The organism is Aeribacillus sp. FSL K6-2848, from assembly GCF_038004325.1.
Lineage (GTDB): Bacteria > Bacillota > Bacilli > Bacillales > Aeribacillaceae > Aeribacillus > Aeribacillus composti.
The window spans coordinates 2135857-2162154 of sequence record NZ_JBBOQQ010000001.1 but is presented as its reverse complement, the minus strand read 5'-3'; the positions used below and the strand labels follow the sequence as shown (position 1 = coordinate 2162154).

The 26298-nt window shown below is 39.3% G+C and carries 21 protein-coding genes; 3 read left to right on the top strand and 18 right to left on the bottom strand.

The annotated features are described in order from the left end of the window. The first annotated feature begins 151 nt into the window (after positions 1–151). Entirely contained in the window at positions 152–1009 is an 858-nt protein-coding gene (locus NSS70_RS10430) for an oxidoreductase (RefSeq protein ID WP_339212691.1), read from the top strand. A gap of 327 nt (positions 1010–1336) precedes the next feature. Here NSS70_RS10430 and NSS70_RS10425 read toward each other — a convergent pair whose 3' ends face one another. From NSS70_RS10425 to NSS70_RS10410, 4 genes are all read right to left on the bottom strand, one after another. Beyond that, positions 1337–1849: a rubrerythrin gene (locus NSS70_RS10425; protein ID WP_094245830.1), complete on the bottom strand. Its 513-nt coding sequence runs from the start codon at positions 1847–1849 to the stop codon at positions 1337–1339. A gap of 327 nt (positions 1850–2176) precedes the next feature. Continuing rightward, the gene (modA, locus tag NSS70_RS10420) at positions 2177–2983 is read right to left on the bottom strand and encodes a molybdate ABC transporter substrate-binding protein (RefSeq protein ID WP_340881464.1); all 807 of its coding nucleotides are present in this window, start codon (positions 2981–2983) and stop codon (positions 2177–2179) included. Positions 2984–3194: 211 nt separating this feature from the next. Beyond that, the gene (gene tsaA, locus NSS70_RS10415; protein WP_066250716.1) at positions 3195–3674 is read right to left on the bottom strand and encodes a tRNA (N6-threonylcarbamoyladenosine(37)-N6)-methyltransferase TrmO; all 480 of its coding nucleotides are present in this window, start codon (positions 3672–3674) and stop codon (positions 3195–3197) included. Positions 3675–3882: 208 nt separating this feature from the next. Continuing rightward, positions 3883–4830: a helix-turn-helix transcriptional regulator gene (locus NSS70_RS10410; protein ID WP_340881462.1), complete on the bottom strand. Its 948-nt coding sequence runs from the start codon at positions 4828–4830 to the stop codon at positions 3883–3885. 303 nt (positions 4831–5133) lie between these two features. Between NSS70_RS10410 and modB the strand changes: the two genes are divergently transcribed. Next, positions 5134–5808, top strand: coding sequence for a molybdate ABC transporter permease subunit (gene modB / locus NSS70_RS10405; protein WP_063389471.1), 675 nt, complete (start codon positions 5134–5136; stop codon positions 5806–5808). A 55-nt stretch (positions 5809–5863) separates the two neighbouring features. Continuing rightward, the gene (locus tag NSS70_RS10400) at positions 5864–6511 is read left to right on the top strand and encodes an ATP-binding cassette domain-containing protein (RefSeq protein WP_340881460.1); all 648 of its coding nucleotides are present in this window, start codon (positions 5864–5866) and stop codon (positions 6509–6511) included. 307 nt (positions 6512–6818) lie between these two features. Here NSS70_RS10400 and NSS70_RS10395 read toward each other — a convergent pair whose 3' ends face one another. From NSS70_RS10395 to NSS70_RS10330, 14 genes are all read right to left on the bottom strand, one after another. Further along, a complete protein-coding gene (locus tag NSS70_RS10395; RefSeq protein ID WP_340881457.1) occupies positions 6819–8366 on the bottom strand; it encodes an acyl-CoA carboxylase subunit beta in 1548 nt (515 codons plus the stop codon). 14 nt (positions 8367–8380) lie between these two features. Next, the gene (locus tag NSS70_RS10390; RefSeq protein WP_063389474.1) at positions 8381–9160 is read right to left on the bottom strand and encodes an enoyl-CoA hydratase; all 780 of its coding nucleotides are present in this window, start codon (positions 9158–9160) and stop codon (positions 8381–8383) included. Between the two features lie 17 nt (positions 9161–9177). Continuing rightward, on the bottom strand, positions 9178–10086 hold the full coding sequence (locus tag NSS70_RS10385) for a hydroxymethylglutaryl-CoA lyase (protein WP_063389475.1): 909 nt from the start codon (positions 10084–10086) through the stop codon (positions 9178–9180). Between the two features lie 12 nt (positions 10087–10098). Then, positions 10099–10311, bottom strand: coding sequence for an acetyl-CoA carboxylase biotin carboxyl carrier protein subunit (locus NSS70_RS10380; protein ID WP_063389476.1), 213 nt, complete (start codon positions 10309–10311; stop codon positions 10099–10101). Between the two features lie 84 nt (positions 10312–10395). Next, positions 10396–11751 (bottom strand): acetyl-CoA carboxylase biotin carboxylase subunit, encoded by a 1356-nt coding sequence (locus NSS70_RS10375; RefSeq protein ID WP_340881455.1) that lies wholly within the window; start codon positions 11749–11751, stop codon positions 10396–10398. Between the two features lie 10 nt (positions 11752–11761). Then, positions 11762–13414 carry an AMP-binding protein gene (locus tag NSS70_RS10370; protein WP_340881454.1) on the bottom strand — a complete coding sequence of 551 codons (1653 nt, stop codon included), beginning with the start codon at positions 13412–13414 and terminating at the stop codon, positions 11762–11764. Between the two features lie 54 nt (positions 13415–13468). Next, the gene (locus tag NSS70_RS10365) at positions 13469–14611 is read right to left on the bottom strand and encodes an acyl-CoA dehydrogenase (RefSeq protein WP_339199900.1); all 1143 of its coding nucleotides are present in this window, start codon (positions 14609–14611) and stop codon (positions 13469–13471) included. 96 nt (positions 14612–14707) lie between these two features. Continuing rightward, positions 14708–15355 carry a TetR/AcrR family transcriptional regulator gene (locus NSS70_RS10360; protein ID WP_063389479.1) on the bottom strand — a complete coding sequence of 216 codons (648 nt, stop codon included), beginning with the start codon at positions 15353–15355 and terminating at the stop codon, positions 14708–14710. Positions 15356–16010: 655 nt separating this feature from the next. Next, the gene (locus NSS70_RS10355; RefSeq protein ID WP_094245820.1) at positions 16011–16184 is read right to left on the bottom strand and encodes a DUF4083 family protein; all 174 of its coding nucleotides are present in this window, start codon (positions 16182–16184) and stop codon (positions 16011–16013) included. A 387-nt stretch (positions 16185–16571) separates the two neighbouring features. Continuing rightward, positions 16572–18035 (bottom strand): Msr family ABC-F type ribosomal protection protein, encoded by a 1464-nt coding sequence (locus tag NSS70_RS10350; RefSeq protein ID WP_340881453.1) that lies wholly within the window; start codon positions 18033–18035, stop codon positions 16572–16574. Beyond that, positions 18016–18936: a putative RNA methyltransferase gene (locus tag NSS70_RS10345; RefSeq protein WP_340881451.1), complete on the bottom strand. Its 921-nt coding sequence runs from the start codon at positions 18934–18936 to the stop codon at positions 18016–18018. The genes NSS70_RS10350 and NSS70_RS10345 overlap by 20 nt, the downstream gene beginning before the upstream one ends. Positions 18937–19854: 918 nt before the next feature. Further along, positions 19855–21429, bottom strand: coding sequence for a Vga family ABC-F type ribosomal protection protein (locus NSS70_RS10340; protein ID WP_340881449.1), 1575 nt, complete (start codon positions 21427–21429; stop codon positions 19855–19857). A 723-nt stretch (positions 21430–22152) separates the two neighbouring features. Then, a complete protein-coding gene (locus NSS70_RS10335) occupies positions 22153–22944 on the bottom strand; it encodes an NERD domain-containing protein (protein ID WP_340881447.1) in 792 nt (263 codons plus the stop codon). A gap of 2332 nt (positions 22945–25276) precedes the next feature. Then, positions 25277–26236 carry a bile acid:sodium symporter family protein gene (locus tag NSS70_RS10330; RefSeq protein ID WP_340881445.1) on the bottom strand — a complete coding sequence of 320 codons (960 nt, stop codon included), beginning with the start codon at positions 26234–26236 and terminating at the stop codon, positions 25277–25279. Positions 26237–26298 lie beyond the last annotated feature (62 nt).

Genomic DNA, 26298 nt, shown 5'->3' with positions numbered 1-26298 from the left:
CTTTGTGGGAGGGGCGCGCCCCTCCCACAAAGGCAACCACCCAAGATATGCGATTGTCAAGGAGCGTATCGGACTGGAAATTCGATAAAAAAACTTTCTGAAACTTAGTATACGAGGCAGTGTTAGAATATGAATAGCTGGAGGGAATCTTGTGAATCAAACTTTAAAGAAACAACCTGTTGCGTTTGTTACAGGAGCTTCAAGCGGCTTTGGATTGCTAACAAGTGTAGCGCTTGCCCGCGAAGGCTACCGCGTGCTGGCTTCAATGAGAGATTTGGATAAGAGAGGACGACTGGAAGCGGCAGCCAAAGAAGCAGGTGTAACAGACCGGATTGAGATTATCCAACTAGATGTAACCGATTTTTCAGCAGCGGAAACTGTAATTCAGAATGTGATTGAAGATTACGGCCAAATTGATCTGTTGGTAAACAACGCGGGGTATGCAGCGGGAGGGTTTACGGAGGAGCTTGCTGTTGAAGAATGGCAGAGGCAATTTGAAACGAATTTTTTCGGTTTGGTGGCAGTAACAAAAGCTGTTTTGCCGTCGATGAGGGCACGCAGAAGCGGCAAGGTTGTGAATATAAGCAGTATTAGCGGACGAATCGGATTCCCTTCTATGGGACCTTATGTGGCATCCAAGTTTGCGGTGGAAGGATTCAGCGAGTCTTTGCGTTTAGAGATGCTGCCGTACGGTGTTCATGTCGTTTTAATTGAACCGGGATCCTATAAAACGGAAATCTGGTCAAAAGGGCTGGATGCGGTATCGGTCAATCCGGATTCTCCTTATGTTAAAGAGATGGAGAAAATTTTGAAATATGTCAACCATGTTGCTGACACGGCACCCTCTCCGTATGAAGTGATCCAACAGATTGTACACGTGGCAAAGTCTCCTTATCCGAAATTGCGGTATCCGGTTGGCAAAGGCGTGAAATTAGGAATGGTCTTGAAAAATATATTGCCGTGGAAGTGGTGGGAGCGGATGGTGATGAAGCGGCTGCGGGAGAGTTAGAATCGTGATGCTGGGACATTAGTTCAAAAATATAGAGGTGAAGAGTCAGAGTTTACGGTTCAGTAAAATTATAGTTTGATGATATTTTTTGTCACTTCACTAATGGAAAGGGATTGAATTTGTTGAACAGTTTAAGATTAATTAAAGGTGAACCGTATCACAAGTGGAAATAGTTGTAGATAAAAAATTGCTAGGGAAGCTTATATGAATGACATGACTTTTAGATTTATCATTTATGGTGAGAAGACTGCTTACTCAAGGGGAATGAGGATGACACATTCCCCTTGAGTAAGGAGGGAATTCACCGTTTAAGGGCTTAGTTCAGTTTTATTTCAGACCATTGTAGGGATCAGGATCATAACTTATCAAGAGCTTCGTTAAATGTTCTGCATGGAATTTCTCATCACGGCTAATGACAGAGAAAACATGACTAACATCCGGGATAGAGATTTCAGCTGCATATTGATCATAAAGTACGGCTGTCTCTAGTTCTCCTTTAAGATCACTTCTGACAAGATTTAATATCAATTGTTTATCATAATTGGGTCTATAGGTCTGCATTGGTTCCTTTACATCCAAATGAGTGTTTTGATAGTAGAGATAGGTTTGATATTGTACAGGATCGTATTTGCGCAAGAGGGTTAGAAACATTCCGTAATGTTTTTTTTCATCCAGCATGATCATTCTCCAAACCCTATTGACTTCTTCCATGTTGGAATTTGCAATATGGTAATTATAATCATTAATTGCGGTTAACTCAGCGACCATCGCTTCCCTGATTTTACTTGTGATAAAGATGGGCTTCCCCTGCGGTTGACCTCCCGGAAATGTATAACTCAATATAGATTCCTCCCGATTATCCATTAGAATGATAATATACTTTATGGGCTGCTTTCATGAGTTGTGCATGGTTATTTTTTTGAAAGTCGATTAGCAGGGGCCCTTTACTAAAAGTTTTTGACAAACCATAATCAATTACCTAATAACGATGTAAGGTCTTATCATCTCATAGTCCTCGTGCTCCAAAATATGACAGTGTTGTTCTTGAGGAGCTTTGGGGGTGTCTTATAAGTCGTTTATACGGCTTATTGACGCCCCCATTAATGTTTTAGAAACGTTGATATATCGATGTTTATGATTTTTTGTTTTTAAAGTAATGAAGCCCGCTTATTTCAAAATCTTAAATCCGAATTTTTCAAAAATTTGAAACGAATCTTCTGTCTGCAGGTACTGATAGAAATCGGCAGCCTCTTTTTTATGCTTTGTGTCCTTAATGATGCCAACTGGATAAATAATAGGATCATGCATATTTGCGTCTGCAATTTCGACAATTTTTACCTTATCAGATATTTGAGCATCAGTTTTGAATACAATTCCTGCGTCCACTGTATTTGCTTCTACATATGATAATACTTGGCGCACATCCTTTGTGTATACGACTTTCTCTTTTACTTTTGGCCAAAGATTTAGCTTGGTCAGAGTTTGCTGCCCGTATTGACCTGCTGGAGTAGTTTCAGGATTTCCTAATGCAAATTGCTTAATACCGCTGTCTGCCAAAGACTGAAATCCTTTTACTGTGTCTGCTTTATCTTTCGGAACGATTAAAACGATTTCATTTCCTAGCAAGTTTTTACTCTCTTCTATGTTAATCAATCCTTTGTCTACGAGTGGACGAAACTTATTTTCAGCAGCCGAGAAAAATAGGTCTACCGGCGCTCCTTGTTCGATTTGCTGTTGCAATGCACCAGAACTTCCAAAGTTAAATGTAATTTTTATATTTTCATGTTCTTTTTCATACTTTTTCTGAATTTCCGTTAAGGCATCTTGTAAGCTTGCGGCTGCTGAGATGGTTAATTGTACTGTCTGTTTATCCTCTGTCTTCTTTGATTCCTGTTTTTCTCCCTCGTTTGTACAACCAAAAATAAAAAAGATTGAAGCACACAAAAACATGATCATGCGAATAGAATGCTTCATGCTTTCTCTCCCCCTTCTATTTTTAATCTAATATAAAACTTATTATAATTTCTTATAACTATTTTGTATAGCATATAATTAATTTATATAAAATATAATTATATAGAATAGTAAAGTGTCTCCGTTCATGGATAGAAAAAACACATTTGTTCAGTGCAATGAAAAAAGAGCCATAAGGTGCTTTTTAATCGGCCTTGCCAATACCGCCTTTTCAATAAATGCTTTTATCAGCTTTTACTTTATCTATGTTTTCGATTCTTTTTTCAAACCATCCAATCTTAGATGTTTCTATTGCATCAAACATCGGAACGTAAGGCTTTATATCGAGTAAAGGTGTTTCGTTCAATACATCGACATCTAAGACATGGATATGGTTCCCCTCAATACTTTTCAATCGAACGACTGAAAAGCCGATTGGGTTCGGTCTTTTCGGGAATCTTGTTGCAAAAATACCATGGGGTTGATCATCTAAGAAAGGAACTACCTGCAATGAATATTCATGAACCTTATGAAAATAATAAATAAGAATAAGATGAGAAAAGCCGTCCAGATCTTTCATCCCTTCTACATACAATGGGTTAAGCTCTATTGTTCCTTCTACATTTTTCGCCGCCGCCGATTGAATCGGCATTCCTTCCAAGGTGTTAAAAGGGGTTAGAATTTTTCCTATCGCTTTAAAATGAATGTTCATCTTTACAACATCCTATTTTCTTTTATTTATAATTAATTATATTTAATTATAAATAAATATAATAGAAAAAGATATACTTATGTTTCTCTTTTTAGTTTTTCATTTCCAGTGCTCACGAATCAAGAAAACCAGATATTCCAGTGCCAAAAAGTGATAAAACAAAGCCAGGGGTTTTTAAGAGAACCCCTGGCTTTTAGCTGGATCCATTTCAGCTTTCATAAACGACTTGTCCGGTTTGTGACAAATCATAGCCTCCTAGTGCTTTTAAATCGTTTTGAAAGTGAACCGATCTTAAAATTTGCAGGACTTGACTAATTAACTCTCTATTTTCATCGTTCTTTAAAATAACCAAATCGTACTTTTCATTAACTAACGGAATGAAATCGACATCTTTAACTAGGTTAGCCCCTCTTTCAATTCCTACCCCGACATCTGCATCCCCTTTAGCGATAGCACTTGCGACACTTACGTGATTGGTTACCTCATTGTCATAGCCGTTAATTTCAGAAACAGGTATGCGATACTTTCTCAAACATTCATCTAGTAAAACACGAGCACCCGCACCTTTTTCCCGGTTCACAATTTTTATATTTTTTCTTCTTAAATCTTCCCAATGCTTAATATTCAACGGGTTTCCCTTTTTGACGTAAAAGCCTGCCTTCCTTGTTAGTAAATGAATCACGATATACTGAAAATTCACTAGTATCTTATTGATATACGGAACATTATATTCACCTGAAATTCCTTCGATTAAGTGTGTACTGACAATGTCTGAATATCCTTGATACATTGAAATTAGGCTTTCTAAGCTTCCAACATAAGAACGAAGTGGCCGAAACCTTTTCGAGGATTTTTCTAAGTAGTTCGCCAAAATATCTAAGCTCATATCCTGGCCGCTTATAATTAATTGTCTAGGTTGCAAATACCCTTGAGTTTCAATCGATGTTTCTTTTTTTGATGACTGTACGGAGCTTGGCTGCAGTTCTTCTTTTGACTTTTTTATATACTCTTCTAGATCGGAAGGATCAATTCGCATTTGTCGTCCGACACGATAAGCAGGTAATAACCCTTTTTTCACTAAATCATATACGGTTAATTTTGAAACCTTTAATATGTTTGCCACTTCCTCGGTTGTATAAGAAAGATTTTTTTCCATACCTACTTGCTCCTTCATAAAAAAATTCGTTATAAGTAATTAAATGTAATTTGATATATTGTATTGATAACTTCTGTATCAATGATTTATATTTAAATATAAATAAAATTAATTATTTTCTTAACAAGAAGATGGCTATGTAGTTTATATCTAATCTTGATTATATCATGTTTTGTTTCGCTCTTTTTCAATGGAAATGACTCAACTTCTTGTTTTACCATTTCCTTTACTCCAAAGTTCAAAATAATTATAACCATTTATAACGAAAAATGATGAAACTTTATGAAAAGGTGAACGACAAATATGAATTACTCGCCGCTTATACTCTCTTTAAAAACGGCAACAATCGCCACGTTTATTGTATTTGTTACTGGGGTTGTGTTGGCACGATTGATTAGTCGTAACTCCTTTCGAGGGAAAAGTATTATAGAAGCGATTATTTTGCTGCCACTCGTGCTTCCGCCTACAGTTGTGGGCTTTGGTTTATTATATATATTTGGTAAAAACGGATTTATTGGTCGATTACTGCTTGATTGGTTTGATTTCCAAATTGTTTTCACTTGGTATGCTGTTGTGATCGCAGCAGTCGTCGTGTCTTTTCCTTTAATGTATCAAAGTGCATCTGCAGCGTTTCGGCAGTATGACCCAAATATTGAAAATGCTGCATATACAATGGGGGCATCGAAATGGAGAGTGTTTTGGACGATATCTTTTCCACTGGCATGGCCAGGACTGTTAGCTGGCTTAGTTTTATCCTTTGCACGAGCGTTAGGAGAGTTTGGTGCCACTCTCATGCTCGCCGGCTATATTCCGAATGTCACCGACACCATTCCTCTAGCCATTTATTTTGCGGTGGAGTCAGGTAATTTGGAAGCGGCAAAATTTTGGGTGATCATTATCGTTGCCCTTGGCTTTAGCGCTATTTTATGGCTAAATTGGTGGAGCAAAAGGAATATGATGAGACATGTACAAAAATAGTAAGTTCAAAAATTTTTAGAGCTTATTTGTCGCTTACTTAAAGGAGTTTTTTCTTATGCTTATCGTTGAAATCCAAAAAAGACTATCCCATTTTGAATTAGATGTAAAATTTTCAGTGGCCAATGAGATTGTTGTCCTTTTTGGTCCCTCCGGCTCCGGAAAAACGACAATCTTAAATTGTATTGCTGGGATAAGCAAACCTGCTGCTGGCATCATCCGATTAAACGACACCATTTTATTTGAAAATAAGAAAGTATTTGTTCCTATTCAAAAAAGAAACATCGGCTATGTATTTCAAGATTATGCGCTTTTTCCCCATATGACTGTTTGGAAAAACATTGCTTATGGCATGCAAAATGAAAGCTTTGTCAAAAATTTAATGAAAGAGCTGCGAATTGAACACCTTAGAGATAAATATCCGTCTGAAATTTCAGGCGGCGAAAAACAACGGGTCGCCATTGCACGAGCCATTGCAACCGAGCCGGATGCCTTGCTTTTAGATGAACCTTTTTCTGCATTAGATAATCAAACACGTGTAAAAGGTCATGAAGAGCTATTACGTATCCATAAGCTTTGGCGCATTCCCATTATATTAGTCACCCATCATCTTGAGGAAGCAAAAAAATTGGGGAATCGAATTTTATATTTACACGAAGGAAAAATTTGTGACAGTGAAATGAACGCGAATCTTATTCAGAGTTAATTGACAGCCTTACTCTTTAAGCTAACATCAATTATAGCAAATTATGAGGAAAAAGGGGGTTTATAGCATTCCCCTTTTTCAGATTTTGTGTTTACTTCCTTAAAAACAGTAAATTAAATTTATTTTTATATTGTTCATTTAGCACACAGTTCTATTTTTACTGTTTGCGTCTCTTACTAGTAACAGGGACATATAGGCTAGCACTACCTTTTCTTTTAGAAAGGGAGGTACCCCCTTTCCAGAAGAAAAGGCCACCAAGCGAAGCGCGGCAGCCTGAACCCCAATATTTGACAAAGAACCTTTTTTATTACACCGGATATACTCCATGCTTTCTTTCCGAAAAGACGATATATTTCGACATATAGGCATCAAAGCGACGAATCAATTCTTCGCGAAGCTGGTTTGGAGCGATAATTCCATCTATCACCATCTCTGAGGCTAAACGATAAATATCAATATCGCGGCGATACTCCTCCCGTTTTTGTTCAATAAAGGCTGCCTGTTCTTCTTTAGGAAGCTCAGCAATTTTATTGGCATAGACTGCATTAACCGCTGCTTCTGGTCCCATCACGGCAATTTGCGCATTAGGAAACGCTAAGCAGCAATCCGGTTCAAAGGCCGGGCCAGCCATCGCATAAAGACCTGCCCCATACGCTTTTCGCACGATAATAGAAATTTTCGGAACCGTTGCTTCTGACATCGCTGAAATCATTTTCGCTCCATGGCGGATAATTCCTGCCCTTTCCACTTTTGTGCCGATCATAAATCCTGGAATATCGGCTAAAAATAAAAGCGGAATATGGAAGGCATCACATAAAGTAATAAATTTGGCTGCTTTATCAGCCGAATCATGGAATAGAACACCGCCTTTGATGCGCGGCTGGTTAGCGAGTATACCGATTGGCTGTCCATTCAAGCGAGCAAGTCCTGTAATCAATTCAGGTGCAAACAGCTTTTTGATTTCGCAAAAAGAGCCTTCATCAATAAAACGCTCGATCAAGTCATACATATTAAACGGCGCATTTTGATTCAGGGGTAAAATGTCCTCAATCGTTTTTTCAAAGCTCTTCGCTGGCTTTGCTTCGACAATTGGCGGTTTTTCAGCGAAATTGGCTGGAAAATAAGATAAGTACTTGCGGGCAAACTGAATGGCTTCTTCTTCTGTTTTCACAAGTACATCTCCACATCCAGAGACACTGCAATGCATTCGCGCTCCACCCATCTCTTCAAGCGTCACTTTTTCGCCAATCACCATCTCCGCCATTCGCGGCGATCCTAAATACATCGAAGCGTTTCCTTCGACCACAATGACGATATCGCAAAAAGCTGGAATATAAGCACCGCCGGCCGCCGATGGTCCAAATAATAAGCATATTTGCGGCACTTTTCCAGAAAGCTTTACTTGATTGTAAAAAATGCGCCCTGCCCCGCGGCGACCAGGAAACATTTCGACTTGATCCGTAATCCGCGCTCCAGCCGAGTCTACTAAATAAAGCATCGGGCACCGAAGCTTTTCTGCGGTTTCTTGGATACGAATGATTTTTTCTACGGTCCGTGATCCCCACGATCCCGCCTTTACCGTTGAATCATTGGCCATTACACATACGGTTTGCCCGTTGATTTTTCCGATCCCTGTTACCACGCCATCAGCTGGCAGACCGTCAGCAAGACAATTGGCAAATAAAGCATCCTCAAATTGCATTCCCTCATCAAATAACAGCTTTAGACGATCTCGTACGAATAGCTTGCCTTTCTCCGCATTTTTTTGATGGTACTTTAATGCGCCGCCTTGTTCAATTTTTTCGACTTGTTCCGCCAATTTCTCGGTCAATGTTTTTGCTTGCTCGTTGATCACTTGCACTTCCTCCTTTACTCTCCTTTATAAACAGGCTTCCGCTTTTCTTTAAAGGCTTGCAGCCCTTCTAAACGATCCTTCGTTGGAATTGTCATCTCATAAGCCATCTGCTCCAGCTTCAAACCTGTATATAAATCGACTTCCAGACCTCGATTAATGGCTATTTTAGCTTGGGCAACAGCAATCGGCGCATTTTGAATTATTTGTCCGGCAAGTTCGTTTGCCTTTTCCATTAACTGCTCATACGGCACAACATATTCTACTATTCCGATGCTGGCTGCTTCCGCTGCCGTTAGCCGTTTAGCCGTAAAAATGAGCTCCTTTGCTTTGCCTTTTCCGATTAAACGCGGGAGACGCTGAGTTCCGCCAGCACCTGGAATAATCCCAAGCGCCGTTTCGGTTAATCCAAGCTGAGCATGATCAGAGGCAATACGGATATCGCAAGCTAACGCCAATTCGAGGCCTCCGCCAAATGCAACGCCATTAATCGCGCAAATAGTTGGTGCTGGAAGCTGTTCAAATTCATTGATCGTCTCGCGAATCAGCGCAACGGTTTTTCTCACTTCTGTTTCAGTCATACTGGCACGTTCTTTTAAGTCAGCACCAGCACAAAATGCTTTTTTTCCACTTCCTGTTACGATCACACAACGGATCGAGCGATCAAACCTTAATTGCCCAAGCTTTTGCTTCAGCTCCATTAACAGCGCTGTAGACAAAGCGTTGACTGCTTGCGGGCGATGCAAAGTCAGCACTGCCACTCCATTCGCCGCCTCATAGAGAATAGAAGATTCCATTTAATCACTCTCCTTTATTAGGACAAACAAGGATCAACGGTTTGCAAATAATGGCTATTGAGCGCTCGACCGATTTTATTTTGAATAAATAGCGCTGCCTCCGTTAACCGCCCAGCATCAATGCCTGTAGCAATATCCATGCCATGAAGCATATATAATAAATCATCAGTCGCTACGTTTCCGGAAGCTCCCGGTGCATACGGACAGCCGCCCAGTCCACCAAGCGAGCTGTCAAAAGTCGTAATCCCCATTTCTAATGAAAGCAGCACATTGGCTAAGGCTGTTCCCCTTGTATCGTGAAAATGCATGGATAGCTTTTCTTTCGGGAATCTCTTTAGAAGCGAGTTGAGCACAGCTTCCACTTGGCGAGGGGTAGCAACACCGATCGTATCACCTAAAGAAAGCTCATCCACTCCCATTTCAAACAACCGCTCTGATATAGCAGCTACCTGCTCAATGGAAACTTCCCCCTCATAAGGGCAACCGAAAACCGTTGAAAGATAGCCGCGAACAGTTTTCTTAGCACGCTTTGCCTCCTGAACAACAGCTGTTAAGACAGGATAGGTATCTGAGATTGATTTATTAATATTTTTTTGATTATGCGTCTCGCTTGCAGACATAAATACAGAGATTTCATCAACTTGAGTCGTCAAAGCATTTTCAAGCCCTTTTTGATTCGGAACAAGCGCTGCATAAGTAACACCAGGAGCTCGTTCAATTCCTGCTGCAACATCTAGCGCATCGGCTAGCTGCGGAATCCATTTTGGATGAACAAATGATGTTATTTCAATGTACGTCAACCCTGTTTTGGAAAGCTGATTGATCCAAGCAATTTTATCTTCAGTCGCAATGGCTGTCTTTTCATTTTGCAGCCCATCACGAGGCCCTACCTCTTTAATCGTAACGTGTTTAGGCCAGTTGCCCACGCGCCTCACCTCTTATTCAAATTCAAGCAAAATATCGCCTTCATTGACAAAATCGCCTTCCCTCACATGAATTTCTTTAACGATTCCGCTTGCTTCTGCAGCAATAGGAATTTCCATTTTCATTGATTCTAAAATCACGACATCTTGCCCTTTCTCAATGTTTTCTCCGACAGAAACAACAATTTTCCATACATTCCCTGCCATTATTGCAACAATCTGATTCATCTTTTTACTCCTCCATTTCCTGAACTTGCAGATTGAAGGTCTTCCACTCTCTAATCAAGAAAAGTGGAAGACTTGATCAACATCTTATTTTTTGATAGAAACGCTGCTTAAATGCCGATTTACAAAATCGGTTGTTGTATGTCCCGCTTGAAATTCTGGGTGTGCCAACACTTCTTTTAGCATTGGAATGTTTGTTTTAATTCCTTCAATTTGATAGCTGCCAAGCGCTTGCAGCATGCGATTAATCGCTTCCTTTCGGTTTTCGCCCTTTACAATTAATTTAGCAATCATTGGATCATAAAACGGCGTTACGACCATTCCGCTTTGAACTGCTGTTTCATTGCGAATATGCTCTCCCTCCGGTAATTGAAGCGCAGTAATGGTTCCGGGGGATGGAAAAAATGTTTTTGGATCCTCTGCGTAAATCCGCACCTCGATGGCATGCCCTTGACGCTGGATGTGATCTTGGCTATAGCCGAGCTTTTCCCCGGCAGCGATGCGCAGCTGCTCTTCAACAAGATCCAGACCGGTGATCTCCTCAGTTACTGGATGCTCTACCTGAAGACGCGTATTCATTTCAAGAAAGTAGAAGTTTTTCTGTTCATCAACAAGAAATTCAATCGTTCCTGCATTTGTATAACCGATATATTGGGCAGCTTGAATGGCTGTCTCCCCCATTCTTTTTCTTGTTTGCTCATCTAAAAACAGAGAAGGAGCTTCTTCAATCACCTTTTGGTGACGCCGCTGAATCGAACATTCACGTTCCCATAAATACACATAATTCCCGTAGTGGTCAGCAAGAAGCTGAACTTCAATATGGCGCGGATTCTGAATATACTTTTCCAAATACATCGCCCCATCGCCGAAGAAAGAAGTCGCCCGCTTTTGGTTGCCTTCAAACACTTTGTGCAATTCCTCTTCATTATGGACGATTTGCATTCCGATACCGCCACCGCCGCAAGACGCCTTTAACATAATAGGATAACCGATCGTCGCTGCTGTGCTTGCTGCTTCCTCGACATTTTGAAGCGGAAAGGAGATGCCGGGGACGATCGGCACGCCTGCTTCTGACATTGTTTTCCGCGACTCAATCTTACTTCCCATTTTCGCAATAACATCAGCATTCGGTCCGATAAATACAATTCCTTCCTCTTCACAACGGTGCGCAAATGTCGGGTTTTCCGACAAGAGACCATATCCTGGATGAATCGCTTCCGCTTTCGTCGCTTTTGCAACCTCAATGATTTTGTCAATATTCAAATAACTTTCACTGACATGCGGCTTTCCAATTAAATAAGCTTCGTTTGCCCATTTTACATGGAGCGAATCAGCATCTGCTTCTGAGTATATGGCTACTGTCTGAATTCCTAACCGCCGGCACGTTCGAATGACTCGAGCTGCAATTTCTCCCCGATTGGCCACTAACACTTTTTTAAACATGCAACTCCTCCTATTCATGGGTTGTCTTTGTACTAAGAATTTGTTTAGCCTGCTCGCGCAATTTAAATTTTTGAATTTTTCCGGATGCTGTCATCGGATACGAATCGGTAAATTCAATATAACGGGGGATTTTATGACGCGATATTTTTCCGCGGCAAAATTCTTGAACTTCTTCAGCCGTCGCAGTTTGCCCTGGTTTTAAAATAATCCACGCCATTACTTCTTCTCCGTATTTTTCATCAGGTACACCGACCACTTGAACATCTAGAATTTTCGGATGCTGATATAAAAATTCTTCAATTTCCCGTGGATAAATGTTTTCTCCGCCGCGGATGATCATATCCTTTAGTCTTCCAGTAATGCGGCAATATCCATTTTCATCCATTATTGCTAAGTCGCCTGTACGGAGCCATCCTTCCTCATCAATCGCTTCTTTCGTCGCTTCCGGATTGTTATAATATCCTTTCATGACATGATAGCCTCGCGTACATAGCTCTCCTTGCACACCGCACGGTACTTCCTTGTTTGTGCCTGGTTCGACTATTTTGACTTCAACGTTTGGAAGAGCACGCCCGACTGTCTCGACGCGCAAATGAATAGGATCATCCGTTCTCGTCTGAGTAATGACAGGCGAAGATTCAGTTTGTCCATAAGCAATCGTAATTTCTTTAGCTCCCATTTTTTCGATGACCGCCTTCATTACTTCAATTGGACAATTTGATCCCGCCATAATTCCTGTCCGCAATGAAGACAGATCGTATTTTTCGAAATCAGGATCGTTCAACTCAGCAATAAACATGGTCGGCACACCATGTAAAGCGGTGCATTTTTCATCTTGAACCGTTTGAAGCACTTGGGTAGCATTGAATTCTTGTATTGGTACGATCGTAGCACCGACAGAGACGCATGCTAAGACGCCAAGCACGCAGCCAAAGCAGTGAAAAAATGGCACAGGAATACATAAACGATCATCTTTCGTGAGTTTCATGCATTGAGCAATATTGTAGGCGTTGTTGATAATGTTGTAGTGGCTGAGCATAACTCCTTTTGGAAATCCTGTCGTTCCTGAAGTGTATTGCATGTTGATGACATCATGCGGGTCAAGGGAGTTCATTCGTTGATCGAGTTCATCTTCAGCGGTATCTTGAGCCATCGCCAAAAGATCATTCCATGTATATGTGCCAGGGTAACGCTTATCACCAAGAACGATGACATTTTTTAGACGTGGAAGACGCTTCGCCTTCAGCTGTCCTGGCTGACATTCGTACAGCTCCGGGGCAATCTCATAGATCGTGTCAATGTAAGAGGTATCGCGATATTGTTCGATTAAAAGAAGGGTCGTGGAATCTGATTGCTTCAATAAGTATTCTAATTCAGCTGTACGGTAGTTCGTGTTGACCGTCACAAGTACAGCCCCCATTTTGCCTGTAGCAAACTGGCATGCCAGCCATTCAGGAGTGTTGGTTGCCCAAATTGCAATATGCTCTCCTGACTGAATGCCCAGTTTCATGAAGCTTCGAGCAACAAGACGACAATATTCATCAAACTGCCTGTATGTCATTCTAAGTCCGCGATCTGCATACACAACAGCCTCATGCTCTGGATAAGCATTCGCTTTTTCTTCTAATAGTTTGCCAACCGTAACCTCTAACATCTCCGTCATAACGTGCGCCTCCTTTGTTTGAATAAATTTTCATCCTCTCCATTTTTCTGTCCTTTAACATCCAAGCTGACGGGCAATAACGAGCCGCTGAATTTCTGATGTGCCTTCACCAATTTCCATGAGCTTAATATCGCGCAAATGGCGCTCGACCCCATATTCTTTCATATACCCGTATCCTCCATGAATTTGAATTGCCTGATTACATATGCGGAAGCCAGCTTCAGAAGCGAACAGTTTAGCGAAAGAGGCTTCTTTTGTAAACGGTTTCCCTTGATCTTTTAGCCAGGCCGCTTTATACACCATGCTGCGGGCTAATTCGATTTCCATCGCCATATCGGCAAGCTTAAATTGAATCGCTTGGAATTTAGAAATGGATTGGCCAAATTGTTTCCGTTCCTTCGCATATTGAAGCGCTTTCTCAAACGCGGCTTGAGCGATGCCAACGGCAAGAGCAGCAATCGAAATGCGACCGCCATCTAGAGTATATAAAAATTGCTTAAATCCCTTTGCCGGATCCCCTAATATGTTCTCTTTCGGCACGCGTACATTTTCAAGCACAAGCTCGCACGTATTCGAGGCACGGACACCCATTTTGTCGTAATTGCATTGAATCGTAAATCCCGGAGCGTTTGTTGGAACAATGAAAGCAGAGATGATGTTTTTATCCTTGTCATCCTTTCCGGTCACTGCGGTGACAATCACTTGTCTTGCATGCCCTGCATTCGTAATCCAGCATTTTTCTCCATTAATCACATATTCATTTCCGTCAAGCACCGCTCTCGTTCGGGTTCCGCCAGCATCTGAACCGGCATTCGGTTCAGTTAACCCAAACGCTCCCAACGCCTCTCCTTTTGCCATCGGAACAAGCCACTTTTGCTTTTGCTCTTCTGTACCAAAATAGTAAATAGGGCTTGCACCTAATGAGACAGCAGCAGCATAGCTAAGACCTGTTCCGCCACAGGCGCGGCCAATTTCCTCTACAGCAACAGCATATGAAATCGTATCGCCACCAGCTCCGCCATATTCTTCTGGGAACGGGATTCCCAATAGCCCTAGCTCTCCCATCTTTTTGAATATTTCGATGGAAAAATAGGCTTCTTCATCCCATTTCGCTGCGTTTGGTGCAATTTCCTTCTCAGCAAACTCCCTTACCATTTCTTTAATCATCTGTTGCTCTTTTGTAAGTTCAAAATTCATGCTCTCTCCCCCATTTCTAACATATTATTATAAAACCGACTAGTCGGTTTGTTTTTCATGAAAAATTTACGTTAACTAAAAATCATTTTTTAAATTTTAAAATGATTGAAGCGAAGCCTGCTTGCTTTTGATGAAATAAATGATATTTTCCGCCTTTTGCTTAGCCTTTTCTGTAAGGACAGAATGCAAAATAAAATCAATAAAATAGTCGGCAATTTGCTCGATTGTCATCGGCCCTTCCGGCTTATACCATTTATACGTCCAGTTCACCATGCCAATAATCGTCATTCCTGTAATTTCCACTGAAAGCTCTGGGCGAAACTCGCCTGCGTCAATTCCTTCGCGAATGACCCGAAAAATCACCTGCTTAAACTCATCACGTTTTTCATTAATTTTTTGTGCATACTCCGGCTTTAAATAATTGCTTTCTTGATAAAACACCGTTATATGCGGCTTATATAAATGAAATACTTTTACAAATGATTGAATAATAGCACATAAACGCTCTGTTGGGGTTTTGTAGTTTTCATAGGCCGCCTGTGCCTTGTTGAGCACATAGGTGATAAACACGTCGTGAATGTGATAAAGAAGTTCATCTTTTGATTTAAAATTATGATAAAAGCCGCCTTTTGATGCGTTGATTTCTGTGACAATCCGATCGACAGTAACCCCATGATAGCCGTATTGTTCAAAAAGATGCAGAGCCGTATCGATAATTCTTTCTTTTAAAGTTTTATTTGCCATAGAAAATCTCCTTCATCAGCTTATATTAACACAATTTTCAGAAAAGTTAAATATTTTATAGCTGTTATCTATAAAATACGTAATAAATGCCCCAAATGTCAATCCTCGTTTAATAAGATTGAGTCAAAATTTTGTGGGTATTTTCTTTTTTTGTACAGAAGAATTTTTTATTCGAAAGCGTTTACTGAACTCCTTAGTTTGCCTGTGCAGTACCGTTTAGGATTTTTTAAATCTAACCATCGCTATCAAGGCATGATACATCGGGCTGCCAGATGAGTGTTGTAGATAAGAGACTGATCAAGAAGACACAGATATTGCTTTGATTTGTTCTCTCTTATAAAACAATCGTTTGATATCTTCGCACAAGAGTTAATAGTTGCTTTTTTCTTCTTTCCTGACTTAAAAAAATTCCGGAATAGTATGTATTAATCTAAGTTTGCATGTTTCATAAATTCTCATTCCAAATTCATCCATTGGTACAGATACAATGTTCGTGCCGCAGGATCGGAATACATTTGAGTGCCGTTGGATAAGTAGGTACTTCTTGAAATCTCCCTGAAGGCAATCGTTCCCCTTCAGACACAATGTTTTTAGGTTAGTTTTTGTCTAATTCTATGTTGTAAAACGGCCTCCTTAAACCGTCTAAAAGAATAGGTTATCCTTTGCTTTGTTTCTCTAACAGTTCAATGATTCTATCCAGCTTCTTATCAATTTGTGCTGAACTTTTGCTCATGACTAATGATTTGACTACAAAGAACACTGCACGTGTAAAAGCAATAAGAAAAGCAAACATGACCAATGGAAAAATGAATGATTCCCAATCACCCATCCTCTTTTTCTAACTGTATCACAAAGAAACAAAGGGCTGGAATCTTTGGTTGTATCCCGACTCACCATACAGTTAACATAACATTTTTATTAAAAACTTTAACAATCAGTAAATAGCAAATTTATTTTGATTGTTTGCTCTAGAGTGAATGCTTCTGTTTGATGCCCTTTAAAGAATTCTCTGTTTTTAATCCTTTTTCTTCTCCTTAAACTTCCATTTTTCCTTTACCTTCTTGTTTAATTATTTTCATTATTTTGTTTCAATGTTCATTTAGCACATAGTTCTATTTTTAAAAAATAAGCGTTCACACTATACAATTTCTTATTAAAAAGTCACCCGCCTAAAAAGGATTCTTATAAAAAAAGAAGCAGGAACGTCTTCCCTGCTTCAGTTTCTTAGCTTCAATTGTTGGTTTTCCATGACATATATATGATCTGCGACACGATCAATAAACATGCGATCATGCGATACGAGGATAACAGTTCCTTCATATCCTTTTAAAAAACGCTCTAACGCTTCAATACAAAAAACATCCAAAAAATTGGTCGGTTCATCTAAAATCAGTATATTGTATCTTCCTAAAAATAGTTGACACAAAACTAGACGGATAGCTTCGCCACCGCTTAAATTTCGGACGTTCTTTTCTAAATCATTTCCTGTAAAATTCATTGCGTGCAGAACTGCACGAATCTTACTTTCATGATAGTCGCTTCGTTCTTTCATAAATGAAACTACTGTTTCGTTCTTTTCAAATTGATAGCCCATTTGTTTATATGATCCGATGACAGCTTTCGGAGAAAGAATAATTCCTTCCCCTTGCTGGATGATATGACGAAGGAGTGTTGTTTTCCCTGAACCATTTTTTCCTGTGATAGCGATCGTGCTCCCTAATGGGAATTGGAAACTGGCTTCTTTAAGCAGAATTTTATTTCCTGCCTTAAGCGTCAATCGATCCGCCATAATGGGAAACTTATTGTGCAGCTTGAGAGCAGCTGACTGAGGAAAATAAAGGGTTTGTTCCTTTTTTGGCGCCTCTACTGCTTCGAGTTGCTCCGCACGCTGCTCAATCGCTTTTGCTGCACGTTGAATCGCCTTTTGGCTTGTATCCTTTGATTTCGTCATAAACATTTTATTTGCCTTTGCTTTTGTTTCCTTTTTTGACATACGTTTATTTGGCTGAGTAATTTTTTCAGCCTTTTTCATTTTCTCCTCAGCTGCTTTTAAAAGACGCGTTTTTTCTTTCACGTATTTTTCGTACTCTTTAAGCTGTCTATTCCGAGCGAGCTTTTTTTGTTCTGCGTAGTCTGAATAATTCCCCGTATATTCCGTTACACGCCCGTCTTCTACCTCCCAAATTTTTGTAACGAGTTCATCTAGCACATGGCGATCATGGCTTACAAGAACAAGCGCGCCATAGTAATAACTTAGCTCATCAATGAAAAACTGTACACCGTCCTCATCTAAGTGTGTTGTCGGCTCGTCTATTAATAAACCTTCATGATAGGTGGAGAAAATTTCCGCTAATTTCAAACGAGTTTGTTCTCCGCCGCTTAAATTTTTCACTTCTGTTTGCGGGATTGACAACCTTCCTAGCAATTTATAATCGATTTCACGTTTAACCGGTCTTGACAGCTGATCAAAATAAACAAAATCGGCAAAGCGATGTACTTGACCTTTATCAGGCGTAATTTGGCCTGCCAAAAGCTTCAACAACGTACTCTTTCCGGCCCCGTTTTTTCCGACAATCCCGATACGATCAAATTGGTGTACGGCCAGTCGAGGAATATTTAATACAAGTTGGCCGGAAAATGAAACTTCAATATTATTTAACTCAATCAATACTTTTTCCATGATTCGCAGCCCCCATTCTTGTTGCAGATGTTTTCTTTACGCCTACTAAAATTTCCAAATCCACCATGATCTCAGCCGAATCCCGATTTATAAACGCATCAATACGCCCTTTATCCGCAGACCATGCTAGCGGGGTCATTTGCACCAAGTGTTTAAGATCAGCTTTATTAAGGTTCTTTGTGTAACATAAATGCTGCACATCCAGTAGATGGAGATGTTTTTTGAAAAGCGACACTGTTTGATCATTTTTATAGACCTTTTTTTCGTTGTGATCAAATAGTTCATCTCTCAGCTCTTTCAAATAATGAGGACGAGGAATAACTTTAATGACAAGTCCATCTTCAACTAATATCCTCTTGAATTCTTTGTAATTGGCAGGAGATAAGATATTTAGAATTACATGAAACGATTGATCCGCAAGCGGTGATGTTGCCAAGTCACCTACTAACCAAATTTGGTTTTCGTATCTCTTCGCAGCCATGGCAATGCCTTCCTTTGAAATATCAAGACCAATCCCAGTCATTGCCGAAACCTTACATTCGTCCAAAATCCTTTGTAAATGGGAGCCCTCTCCGCACCCTACATCTGCAACCATTAAAGGTTTAAAAGAAACGTCCATATACTCCTTTATCGACCTTGCAATCGCTTCATGCACGAATGTGTATAAGTCGCTTTCCATAATGATTTTGCGTCTTGCTTCAAACAATTCCTTCTTGTAATGACTAGTAGAGGAACGAGTCATCAAGTTTACATATCCTTGTTTAGTGAAATCAAAAGTATGATTTTTAGAGCATATTAGGCTTTTCAAATCAACAACCCTCATCGAACTTTTACAGAGTGGACATCTGAATGCCGCTACAAATTCACTAACAAGTTCTGCACTTTTGATTTTTTTGGTCATGTGATCTCTCCCTTTCAAAATAAAAAAACACAGGCGATCTGCCTGTGATTCAGAGTAAAGGGAAGAAGACCCATCCTTATTTAAATTACGGGGCTATTTGAAGCCGTCACCAAATAAAGTGAAACTTCCATCAGTAGGCGACATGTGCTAGTGCCGATGAAGAAATGATGACGCTGCGTTTTTAATCGGCCTTCATCCCCACTGATGGTTAGCTAAACCAATCGGGCTTTTACGGGCAGTTATTCCCCACTTAGACTTATTATTATAGCTTTAGCCTTGAAGCGGGGACTTATTGCCCGTTAAAGCGGGATAAACCTTCCTTTTGCTAAATAAAAGAAGGATAATTATACATATATAAAAAAGACAGACGAGACCCGTCTGTCTTCATATTACATATTTTCTATATGAAATGAAGATTATTAAAAAAGGACAGACTGCTCCCATTACTCTGCATTCACAAGCAGAGCCTTTGAACGTATTTAATTACTTAGTTCAAAGCTGGGAAACGCAATCTGACAGAATACACTTTTTAATAATCCTCCTTTAAATTTTCAGTACACCGATTATTATAGAGATCTTATCTGAAAAAGTCAAAGAAAACTAGCAATTATTCCGCTTTTATACAACATTTTCTTGAAGAAGCTGTCCATTAATCTCCTTTTAACTTGCTGATTCTCCCACCATCCTGATCCCTTTAGAAAACAATAATACCTGAAGTTTGTGACAGCATTTTGTGCTTAACACATACACGTGATCATTCTAAAAGCTTTAAATGATCGTGATCCAAGCAGTTTCATCACTTCCTGTAAAATCTTTTCTGTATTTTTTGCTCAACTGTCCAAGATGATATTGGTATTGCTCTTTAAATAAAAGCTATACATCGAAATTACCTTTGGTTCAAAAAAGAATTCTTCGCAATTATTCAAACTTGTCCAATTCCCTTTTTTCTCGTAAAAGTTTTTGAAATTCCATTTCTAATTCTTTAGATGGTTCGATACTTAAGCGACTTAGTACTTCTGATATTTTTGTTTCGAGTAAGAGACGTTTTTCTTTTGCAGTGTCTCGAGTTTTTTGCAGTTGAGCATGTTTATATTGCTGATAGGTTCCTTCAAAAAGTGCAATCTTTTGATTACGTATTGCCAAAATTCGTGTAGCGATATTTTCAATGAATCGGCGATCGTGGGAGACGAAGATCACGCTTCCTTCATACTCTTTTAGAAGAGACTCTAATGCTTCAACAGATTCCGTATCAAGAAAATTCGTCGGTTCATCTAAAATTAACGTATTGATATCACTTAAAAATAGTTTTGCCAGTGCAACTTTTACCCGCTCACCGCCGCTCAAAACCTCTACAGGCTTATAGACATCATCTCTGAAGAAATGCATTCTCGCAAGAACCGTCCGAATAAGTGTTTCATTCTGTTTAGAAGAAGACTGGACATTCTCAATAATAGATTTTTCCACATCTAAAATATTTAAATTTTGGCTAAAGTACCCCATTTTCACAGCCGGGGAAAGTGTAATGCCAGGCTCTTCGTTGATGATCTTTTTTACAAGCGTCGTTTTTCCACTTCCATTTGGACCGATAATCGCTAATTTATCACCACCGCGTACATAGAAGCTTGCATTGCTCCAAAGTACACGTTCGCTAATCCTGCCTGTTACATCCTCTACACGTAAGATAATTCGATTTTTAAACGCTTCTGCATTCGGCAAGTTCATCTTAAGCGGCGGGAGTTCTTTCACTTTTTCTACCTTTTCAAGTTTTTCTAATCTCGTTTCAATGGCTTTCGCTGTTTTTTGCAGCTTCTTATGCTTTTTGGCAAAGTACGGCTTCGCTCCAGTAATTTTCGCCTCTGATTTACTTACCTTTTTAGGAGTCTTTGTTGCTCTTTCCGCTTTTTTCTCTTTTAATTTTAATGCTTCTTCTAACTGCTTTCTCTTTTTCTCGTATTTTTCATACGCTAACTGTTCTTGACGTCTCTCTACTTCTTTTTGTTCTACATAATCGCTGTAATTGCCTGTATATTCCTTAATCTTTCCTTCATTGATTTCCCATATGGTCGTACAAAGAGCATCCAAAAATTCGCGATCATGTGAAACAATGATAAATGCCCCCTGCCACTCTTTCAGTTTCTTTTCTAACCATTCAATATGGTCTGTATCGAGATTTGTCGTTGGTTCGTCTGCAAGTAAAAGCTCTGGATCTTTCACAAAAGCTTTTTGAATATATTCTTGCGTCACTTCACCACCGCTTTTTGTTGTATCAGTTCGTTTAAACTGCGGCAAAAGTCCACATTGAGTATGTTGAATAACGCTCCCTTCCTCTGAAGAAATTTTTTTAGCTAAAATATGAAGTAACGTCGTTTTCCCGCTTCCATTTCGACCAACTAATCCAATTCGATCTTTTTGATGGATTTCCAATCGATCCACATCTAGTAATAAACGATCCTGTACATAGTGCTTTATATGATGAGCTTCTAATAAGAGCATATGAACATCTCCTTTGTACTAACTTAGGAGACAAAAAAATGCCTCCTATATACATTCAGAATAGGAGGCATAAATATTTAGGGGCACACCAAAAAGAAACTATTCTTTTAGATCCACCTATAGAAGACCAATCCTATTCTGAAAAAACGACAATTGAAGTCATTGCAAACACAGCAGAGATTGTCTGCTAAACATAGCCTTCAATTGTAACCTTTCATAAATAGGATTAGTACTTCATTAGGTCAGTTCACCCTTTTGATCTTAAGTTTAAATTTACTATAAACGATTTACTAAGAATTGTCAAATGTTAATTGTAAATAAAAAACATTTTTGTTAATGGAACAAATTTTTACATTCCACTCATACATAAATAGCATTCGAGGAGTTTCGTCACGTTTACACATCGACAGTCTGACAAAATTAAATATTACGCGTATCAAGGTATTTTTGGGATTAGAAAACGTCCCAACTGCATTTGATGAACAACAAAAGATTTATGATCGCGCCTGCAGAGGATTGAATATATGGATGCAGCAAGGGCAGCTTTACGAGAGTAAATGATTAAATGGTAGTTCTTATGTTAATAACATGTAACTTTTTTGCTCCTTGCAAAAAATTGTTTCGTTAGCCAACCATAAAACGAGTTCACACACAGAAGTTGGAATTTAACTCATATTTCATGGGAGTACAATTGCTCCCACAATTATTCTACAACAGAGAAAATTAGCGAATCTTTTGTGTAAACCTGCATTTGGGATAGGTGCTGCAGCATTTAAATTTTCCATATTTTCCATTTTTGATTACTAGAGCGCTGCCGCATTTCGGACAGCGGTTTTGCTGAATATATCGATCCTCCTGCTTTCTATTTGTTTGAATCGTTTGTACATGCCGCTTTTTTATTTCTTTTTGTTGCTGCTTGTTCTTGGCAATGACAGTTTCTAATTTTCGAATCAACTGTTGTTTTGTTTCTCCGTCGATCTCGCTTGTTCTATGCTGCTCAAGCACTTGTTTCAGCTGTTTTGGATAAATAACGTATGCATTGGAAAAATGAATTTCTGATTTGAACTTTGCCCGCGGCAGAAGCACGACGACCGAGTGAATTGGTATATGTGCAAACTCCTCCCCAAGCCAGTTTCTTAACGCCTTGATATGACCTTTATTTTGAAAAATTGGATTAAGAAATTTTTCTTTTCGTTTGTAAATGACTTGTGTCCAATATTTTGACGTTTCATCACCAAAAATCCAACCGCTGTAATTTTTGGTTTCAATCACATACAACCCATAATCAGAAAGAATAATATGATCTATTTGCGAAGTGGAGCCATCTTGTTTCGGAATATACAAGTCATGAAAAGATTTGTATTTTTCAGACGATTCTTCTATCTTATTTATTTCTTTTCGGACTTTATATTCTCCAAGCGATCCAAGCCATTCCGCTTCTTTCGATTTGAACCATCTTGCTAACAAGGCAAACAAGAATAAAAGAAGGAATGTATAGAAAAGATTCGTATTCATTGTATTCCCCTTCCTTGCTGCATCTACTGTATGCTGTTGCAGACTGCTTTATTGATTTCTTTCAATTCTTATCGTATTGTTTTTTTTTTCAGCATAAATTGTTGAAACAATATAAAGGAGTGCATAATCCTTCTTTTAAAAACAAGCAATTAAGAATATCAGCAATACTAGTACTGCTAAAATTGATACAAAAGCCGTTGTTATTAGCAAAATATATCTAAACGGGGATTTAATTTTAAAGGACTGATAACAAAAGACTATTCCTAAAACTAATGTAATCAGAGAACCCATTTGCCCAAGCCTAGTATCTAATTTGTCTGTCATAAAAACGAACGAATAGAGAATAAGCAAGTGAATCGTTACAAGGAAAAGACAAAAAGCATTGACTGTTTTTGATTGAACATCTCCCATATTAACCTCCCAAGCTATTGAAATTTATATTTTTAATCTTTGTCACAATTAATCACTAAATACGAATGAATATTTAATCAGTTACCTTGAAGCGATTCCCAATGCCAAAAAACATTTATAAAGGGTATCGTCTTACCTATTAACGCTTTTTTTACTCATATAAACCTAAAATTATTTCTAAAAGTCCTGATAATGCCGAATACACTCATGATAATGTTAGTTTTAGCTCAAAAAGACAAATGTTAAAAATATAACTCTAATCAAGCTTTATTCATTTAGCCGAAGCATTAATTCTTATAATTTGCCAACTAGTAATTCGTCGGTGATCGCAACAAAAAGCTTTCTCATCATTTTAAGTTAACCTTCTTAAGCGATGAAAGATCTTTTTTAATACTTCCCACTCCTTTTTTTTGAAAACGAACACTGTATCCATGATGATCGTTAATGTAATAGATAATAAGTCAATTTACTAATACAGTTTTGAATGATCTGCTCGAAAAAAATTTTGTAGCTGCACATTTTTAAATTGCACCCTCAAGAAATTTACTGATTAAATGTTTATAAACGTTTCTTCATTAGCTTTCCCAGCTTTTCTCATGCGTTCAAATTTGTTGTAATGCATTTTGAATTTCAAAGCTTAAAATCAAGTAGGACTTTTCTCCCTTATTCTATTGACTCTTTCTAGTCCAAAATATACATAATAGACAAAAAAATGTTGTCGAATATTGTCATAAAACTAAAAAAAAGCAGAAACTTACCTGCTTCTGTCTTAATGGATTGACTTTTACATACTGCCGTAATTCGCCAAAGCCGTTTTGGAACAATCATGTGGAATGATTCGGCAAATTGAAAACGTCACCTTATAAAACTGCGCCCATATTTCAAACTGTGCGTGATTATGGAAAATTTCACAGCTGAATTGATAAAAAATTTTTTCCATTCTAACTACGAATGCCATTACACTTTGCCAATTATTCATTCCTCTTCAATGATTTGTAGAAATCTTCACATAACCTTATCGATTCACTTTTCTTATACACGATCTCATGGTTCCAATATTTTAAAACAGATTCTGATAAGGACAGTGAAGTTGGCCAGTTTTTAGTACGAACTCTCATAGTTCTGGCTCTGTCACGGTCATCAGAGTAAGACTTGTTGGCGAGCTGCCTAATGGAACAACAGCAACAGATTTAGCCCTTAAAGTAACTCAAGTACCACTTTTTACTACAAATCGAGTAGGAGGGGGTGACTAACCCCCGTCCTCTCACACCACCGTACGTACGGTTCCGTATACGGCGGTTCAATTAAGATAATTGACGCAAGTCTTTATAACTTCCGTGAATAGCTGTTCTCTTTATGCCAGTGGTCACTCCACCCTCCAAGAGATCTCCCACGGGATTCACCGCTTCCTCCCTCAAGTGAGGTACTACGTTTTCTGTGTTCATCATGACTCACTGAATGCCAAGGGCTATTCTCTCTTAATTGTTCGGTCCTTCTTAGTTGTTCTAGACCAACTAATACTATGACCTCTGCTGACTTCTGACGGTTCAGCTATCTATCACTAGATAGGTTACCAAGGTTACTTGGCGTGCCAGCCAGACCTCCCCGGGTAAGAGTGTAATCTTTCCTTCCATCCATCTGCTTCATTTACTCTGTATCACCTTCGGCAGAAAGGGCTTTGTTTTGTCTTGCAAACTCACCCAGTGATACCTAGCCTCATATGAAGTTCGTGTTCCTCAGACCGGAAGTTTGCCGCTCGCTTCCTTCAGATTCCGCGTCACCACGGACACCCTTGCGTTAAGCTAACTGCTACTTCTGCCTTCGCAGCTCGGGACTTTCACCCTATAGATTACACCCATGCCGGGCGCACAAATAACAGCACAGACCTTTGTCATTGGTCTGTGCTGCTAATCTTTATAGATCATGTTGTAATCGTTGATTGATTGCTTTCCTTCTTTTCACTTTTTTTACGGAAATAGGTCGCCACAATCGGTCCAGAGATGTTATGCCAAACGCTAAAAATTGCGCTTGGAACAGCGGCAAGAGGCGAAAAATGAGCAGTCGCCAGCGCAGCTCCAAGTCCGGAATTTTGCATGCCGACCTCAATCGAAATCGCTTTTTGTTTCGGTTCTGACATTTTAAGCAGCTTCGCAAACCAGTAGCCGAGCAGCAATCCAAGCCCATTATGAGCAACGACGATAAGGAAAATAAGAAGCCCGCTTTTTGCGATAGCCTGCTGGTTTTGAGCGACGACAGCAGCCACGATAGCCACAATAGCGATAACGGAAACGAGCGGAAGAATTTGAACGGTTGCTTTTACTTGTTTTTTAAACAACATTTGTACAATCAGTCCGAGAATAATAGGAATAAGTACAACTTTCACGATTGACCAAAACAGAGCACCGGCTGAAACGGACAGCCATTTCCCCGCAAGCAGCAAAATCAGGGACGGTGTTAAAATGGGAGCAAGCAAGGTTGACACGGACGTAACAGCGACCGAAAGCGCTGTATCACCTTTTGCTAAGTACGTCATGACATTTGAAGCCGTTCCGCCAGGGCAGCAGCCCACAAGAATGATGCCGATCGCTACTTCAGGTGAGACAGGTAATAAGGTAGCGAGCAAAAAGGCCAAAAGCGGCATAATAAGAAACTGGGCGATTACTCCAATCAGCACTTCTATCGGACGTGCGAAGACTTCCTTAAAATCGTTGGCCGACAAGGTCAATCCCATTCCAAACATGACAATACCTAGCAGCGGCACAATGTAAGGGACGATCCATGTAAATGCTTTTGGCTCAAAAAAAGCTAATGCCGCGAATATTAATACCCAAATTGCAAAAGTATTGCTGACAAAATTGCTTAGTTTTACAAGAGTCCCCATTATTTCTTCTCCTTCCAAATTATGAATACAACAGCTATTATACTTTTAATATTTGAAAAGTT

Coding starts and splice junctions, on each gene's coding strand:
- modA (WP_340881464.1), bottom strand. CDS start 2,983: ATGAAGCATTCTATTCGCATGATCATGTTTTTGTGTGCTTCAATCTTT.
- tsaA (WP_066250716.1), bottom strand. CDS start 3,674: ATGAACATTCATTTTAAAGCGATAGGAAAAATTCTAACCCCTTTTAAC.
- NSS70_RS10410 (WP_340881462.1), bottom strand. CDS start 4,830: ATGGAAAAAAATCTTTCTTATACAACCGAGGAAGTGGCAAACATATTA.
- modB (WP_063389471.1), top strand. CDS start 5,134: ATGAATTACTCGCCGCTTATACTCTCTTTAAAAACGGCAACAATCGCC.
- NSS70_RS10400 (WP_340881460.1), top strand. CDS start 5,864: ATGCTTATCGTTGAAATCCAAAAAAGACTATCCCATTTTGAATTAGAT.
- NSS70_RS10390 (WP_063389474.1), bottom strand. CDS start 9,160: ATGGAATCTTCTATTCTCTATGAGGCGGCGAATGGAGTGGCAGTGCTG.
- NSS70_RS10380 (WP_063389476.1), bottom strand. CDS start 10,311: ATGAATCAGATTGTTGCAATAATGGCAGGGAATGTATGGAAAATTGTT.
- NSS70_RS10375 (WP_340881455.1), bottom strand. CDS start 11,751: ATGTTTAAAAAAGTGTTAGTGGCCAATCGGGGAGAAATTGCAGCTCGA.
- NSS70_RS10370 (WP_340881454.1), bottom strand. CDS start 13,414: ATGACGGAGATGTTAGAGGTTACGGTTGGCAAACTATTAGAAGAAAAA.
- NSS70_RS10365 (WP_339199900.1), bottom strand. CDS start 14,611: ATGAATTTTGAACTTACAAAAGAGCAACAGATGATTAAAGAAATGGTA.
- NSS70_RS10360 (WP_063389479.1), bottom strand. CDS start 15,355: ATGGCAAATAAAACTTTAAAAGAAAGAATTATCGATACGGCTCTGCAT.
- NSS70_RS10355 (WP_094245820.1), bottom strand. CDS start 16,184: ATGGGTGATTGGGAATCATTCATTTTTCCATTGGTCATGTTTGCTTTT.
- NSS70_RS10350 (WP_340881453.1), bottom strand. CDS start 18,035: ATGGAAAAAGTATTGATTGAGTTAAATAATATTGAAGTTTCATTTTCC.
- NSS70_RS10345 (WP_340881451.1), bottom strand. CDS start 18,936: ATGACCAAAAAAATCAAAAGTGCAGAACTTGTTAGTGAATTTGTAGCG.
- NSS70_RS10340 (WP_340881449.1), bottom strand. CDS start 21,429: ATGCTCTTATTAGAAGCTCATCATATAAAGCACTATGTACAGGATCGT.
- NSS70_RS10335 (WP_340881447.1), bottom strand. CDS start 22,944: ATGAATACGAATCTTTTCTATACATTCCTTCTTTTATTCTTGTTTGCC.
- NSS70_RS10330 (WP_340881445.1), bottom strand. CDS start 26,236: ATGGGGACTCTTGTAAAACTAAGCAATTTTGTCAGCAATACTTTTGCA.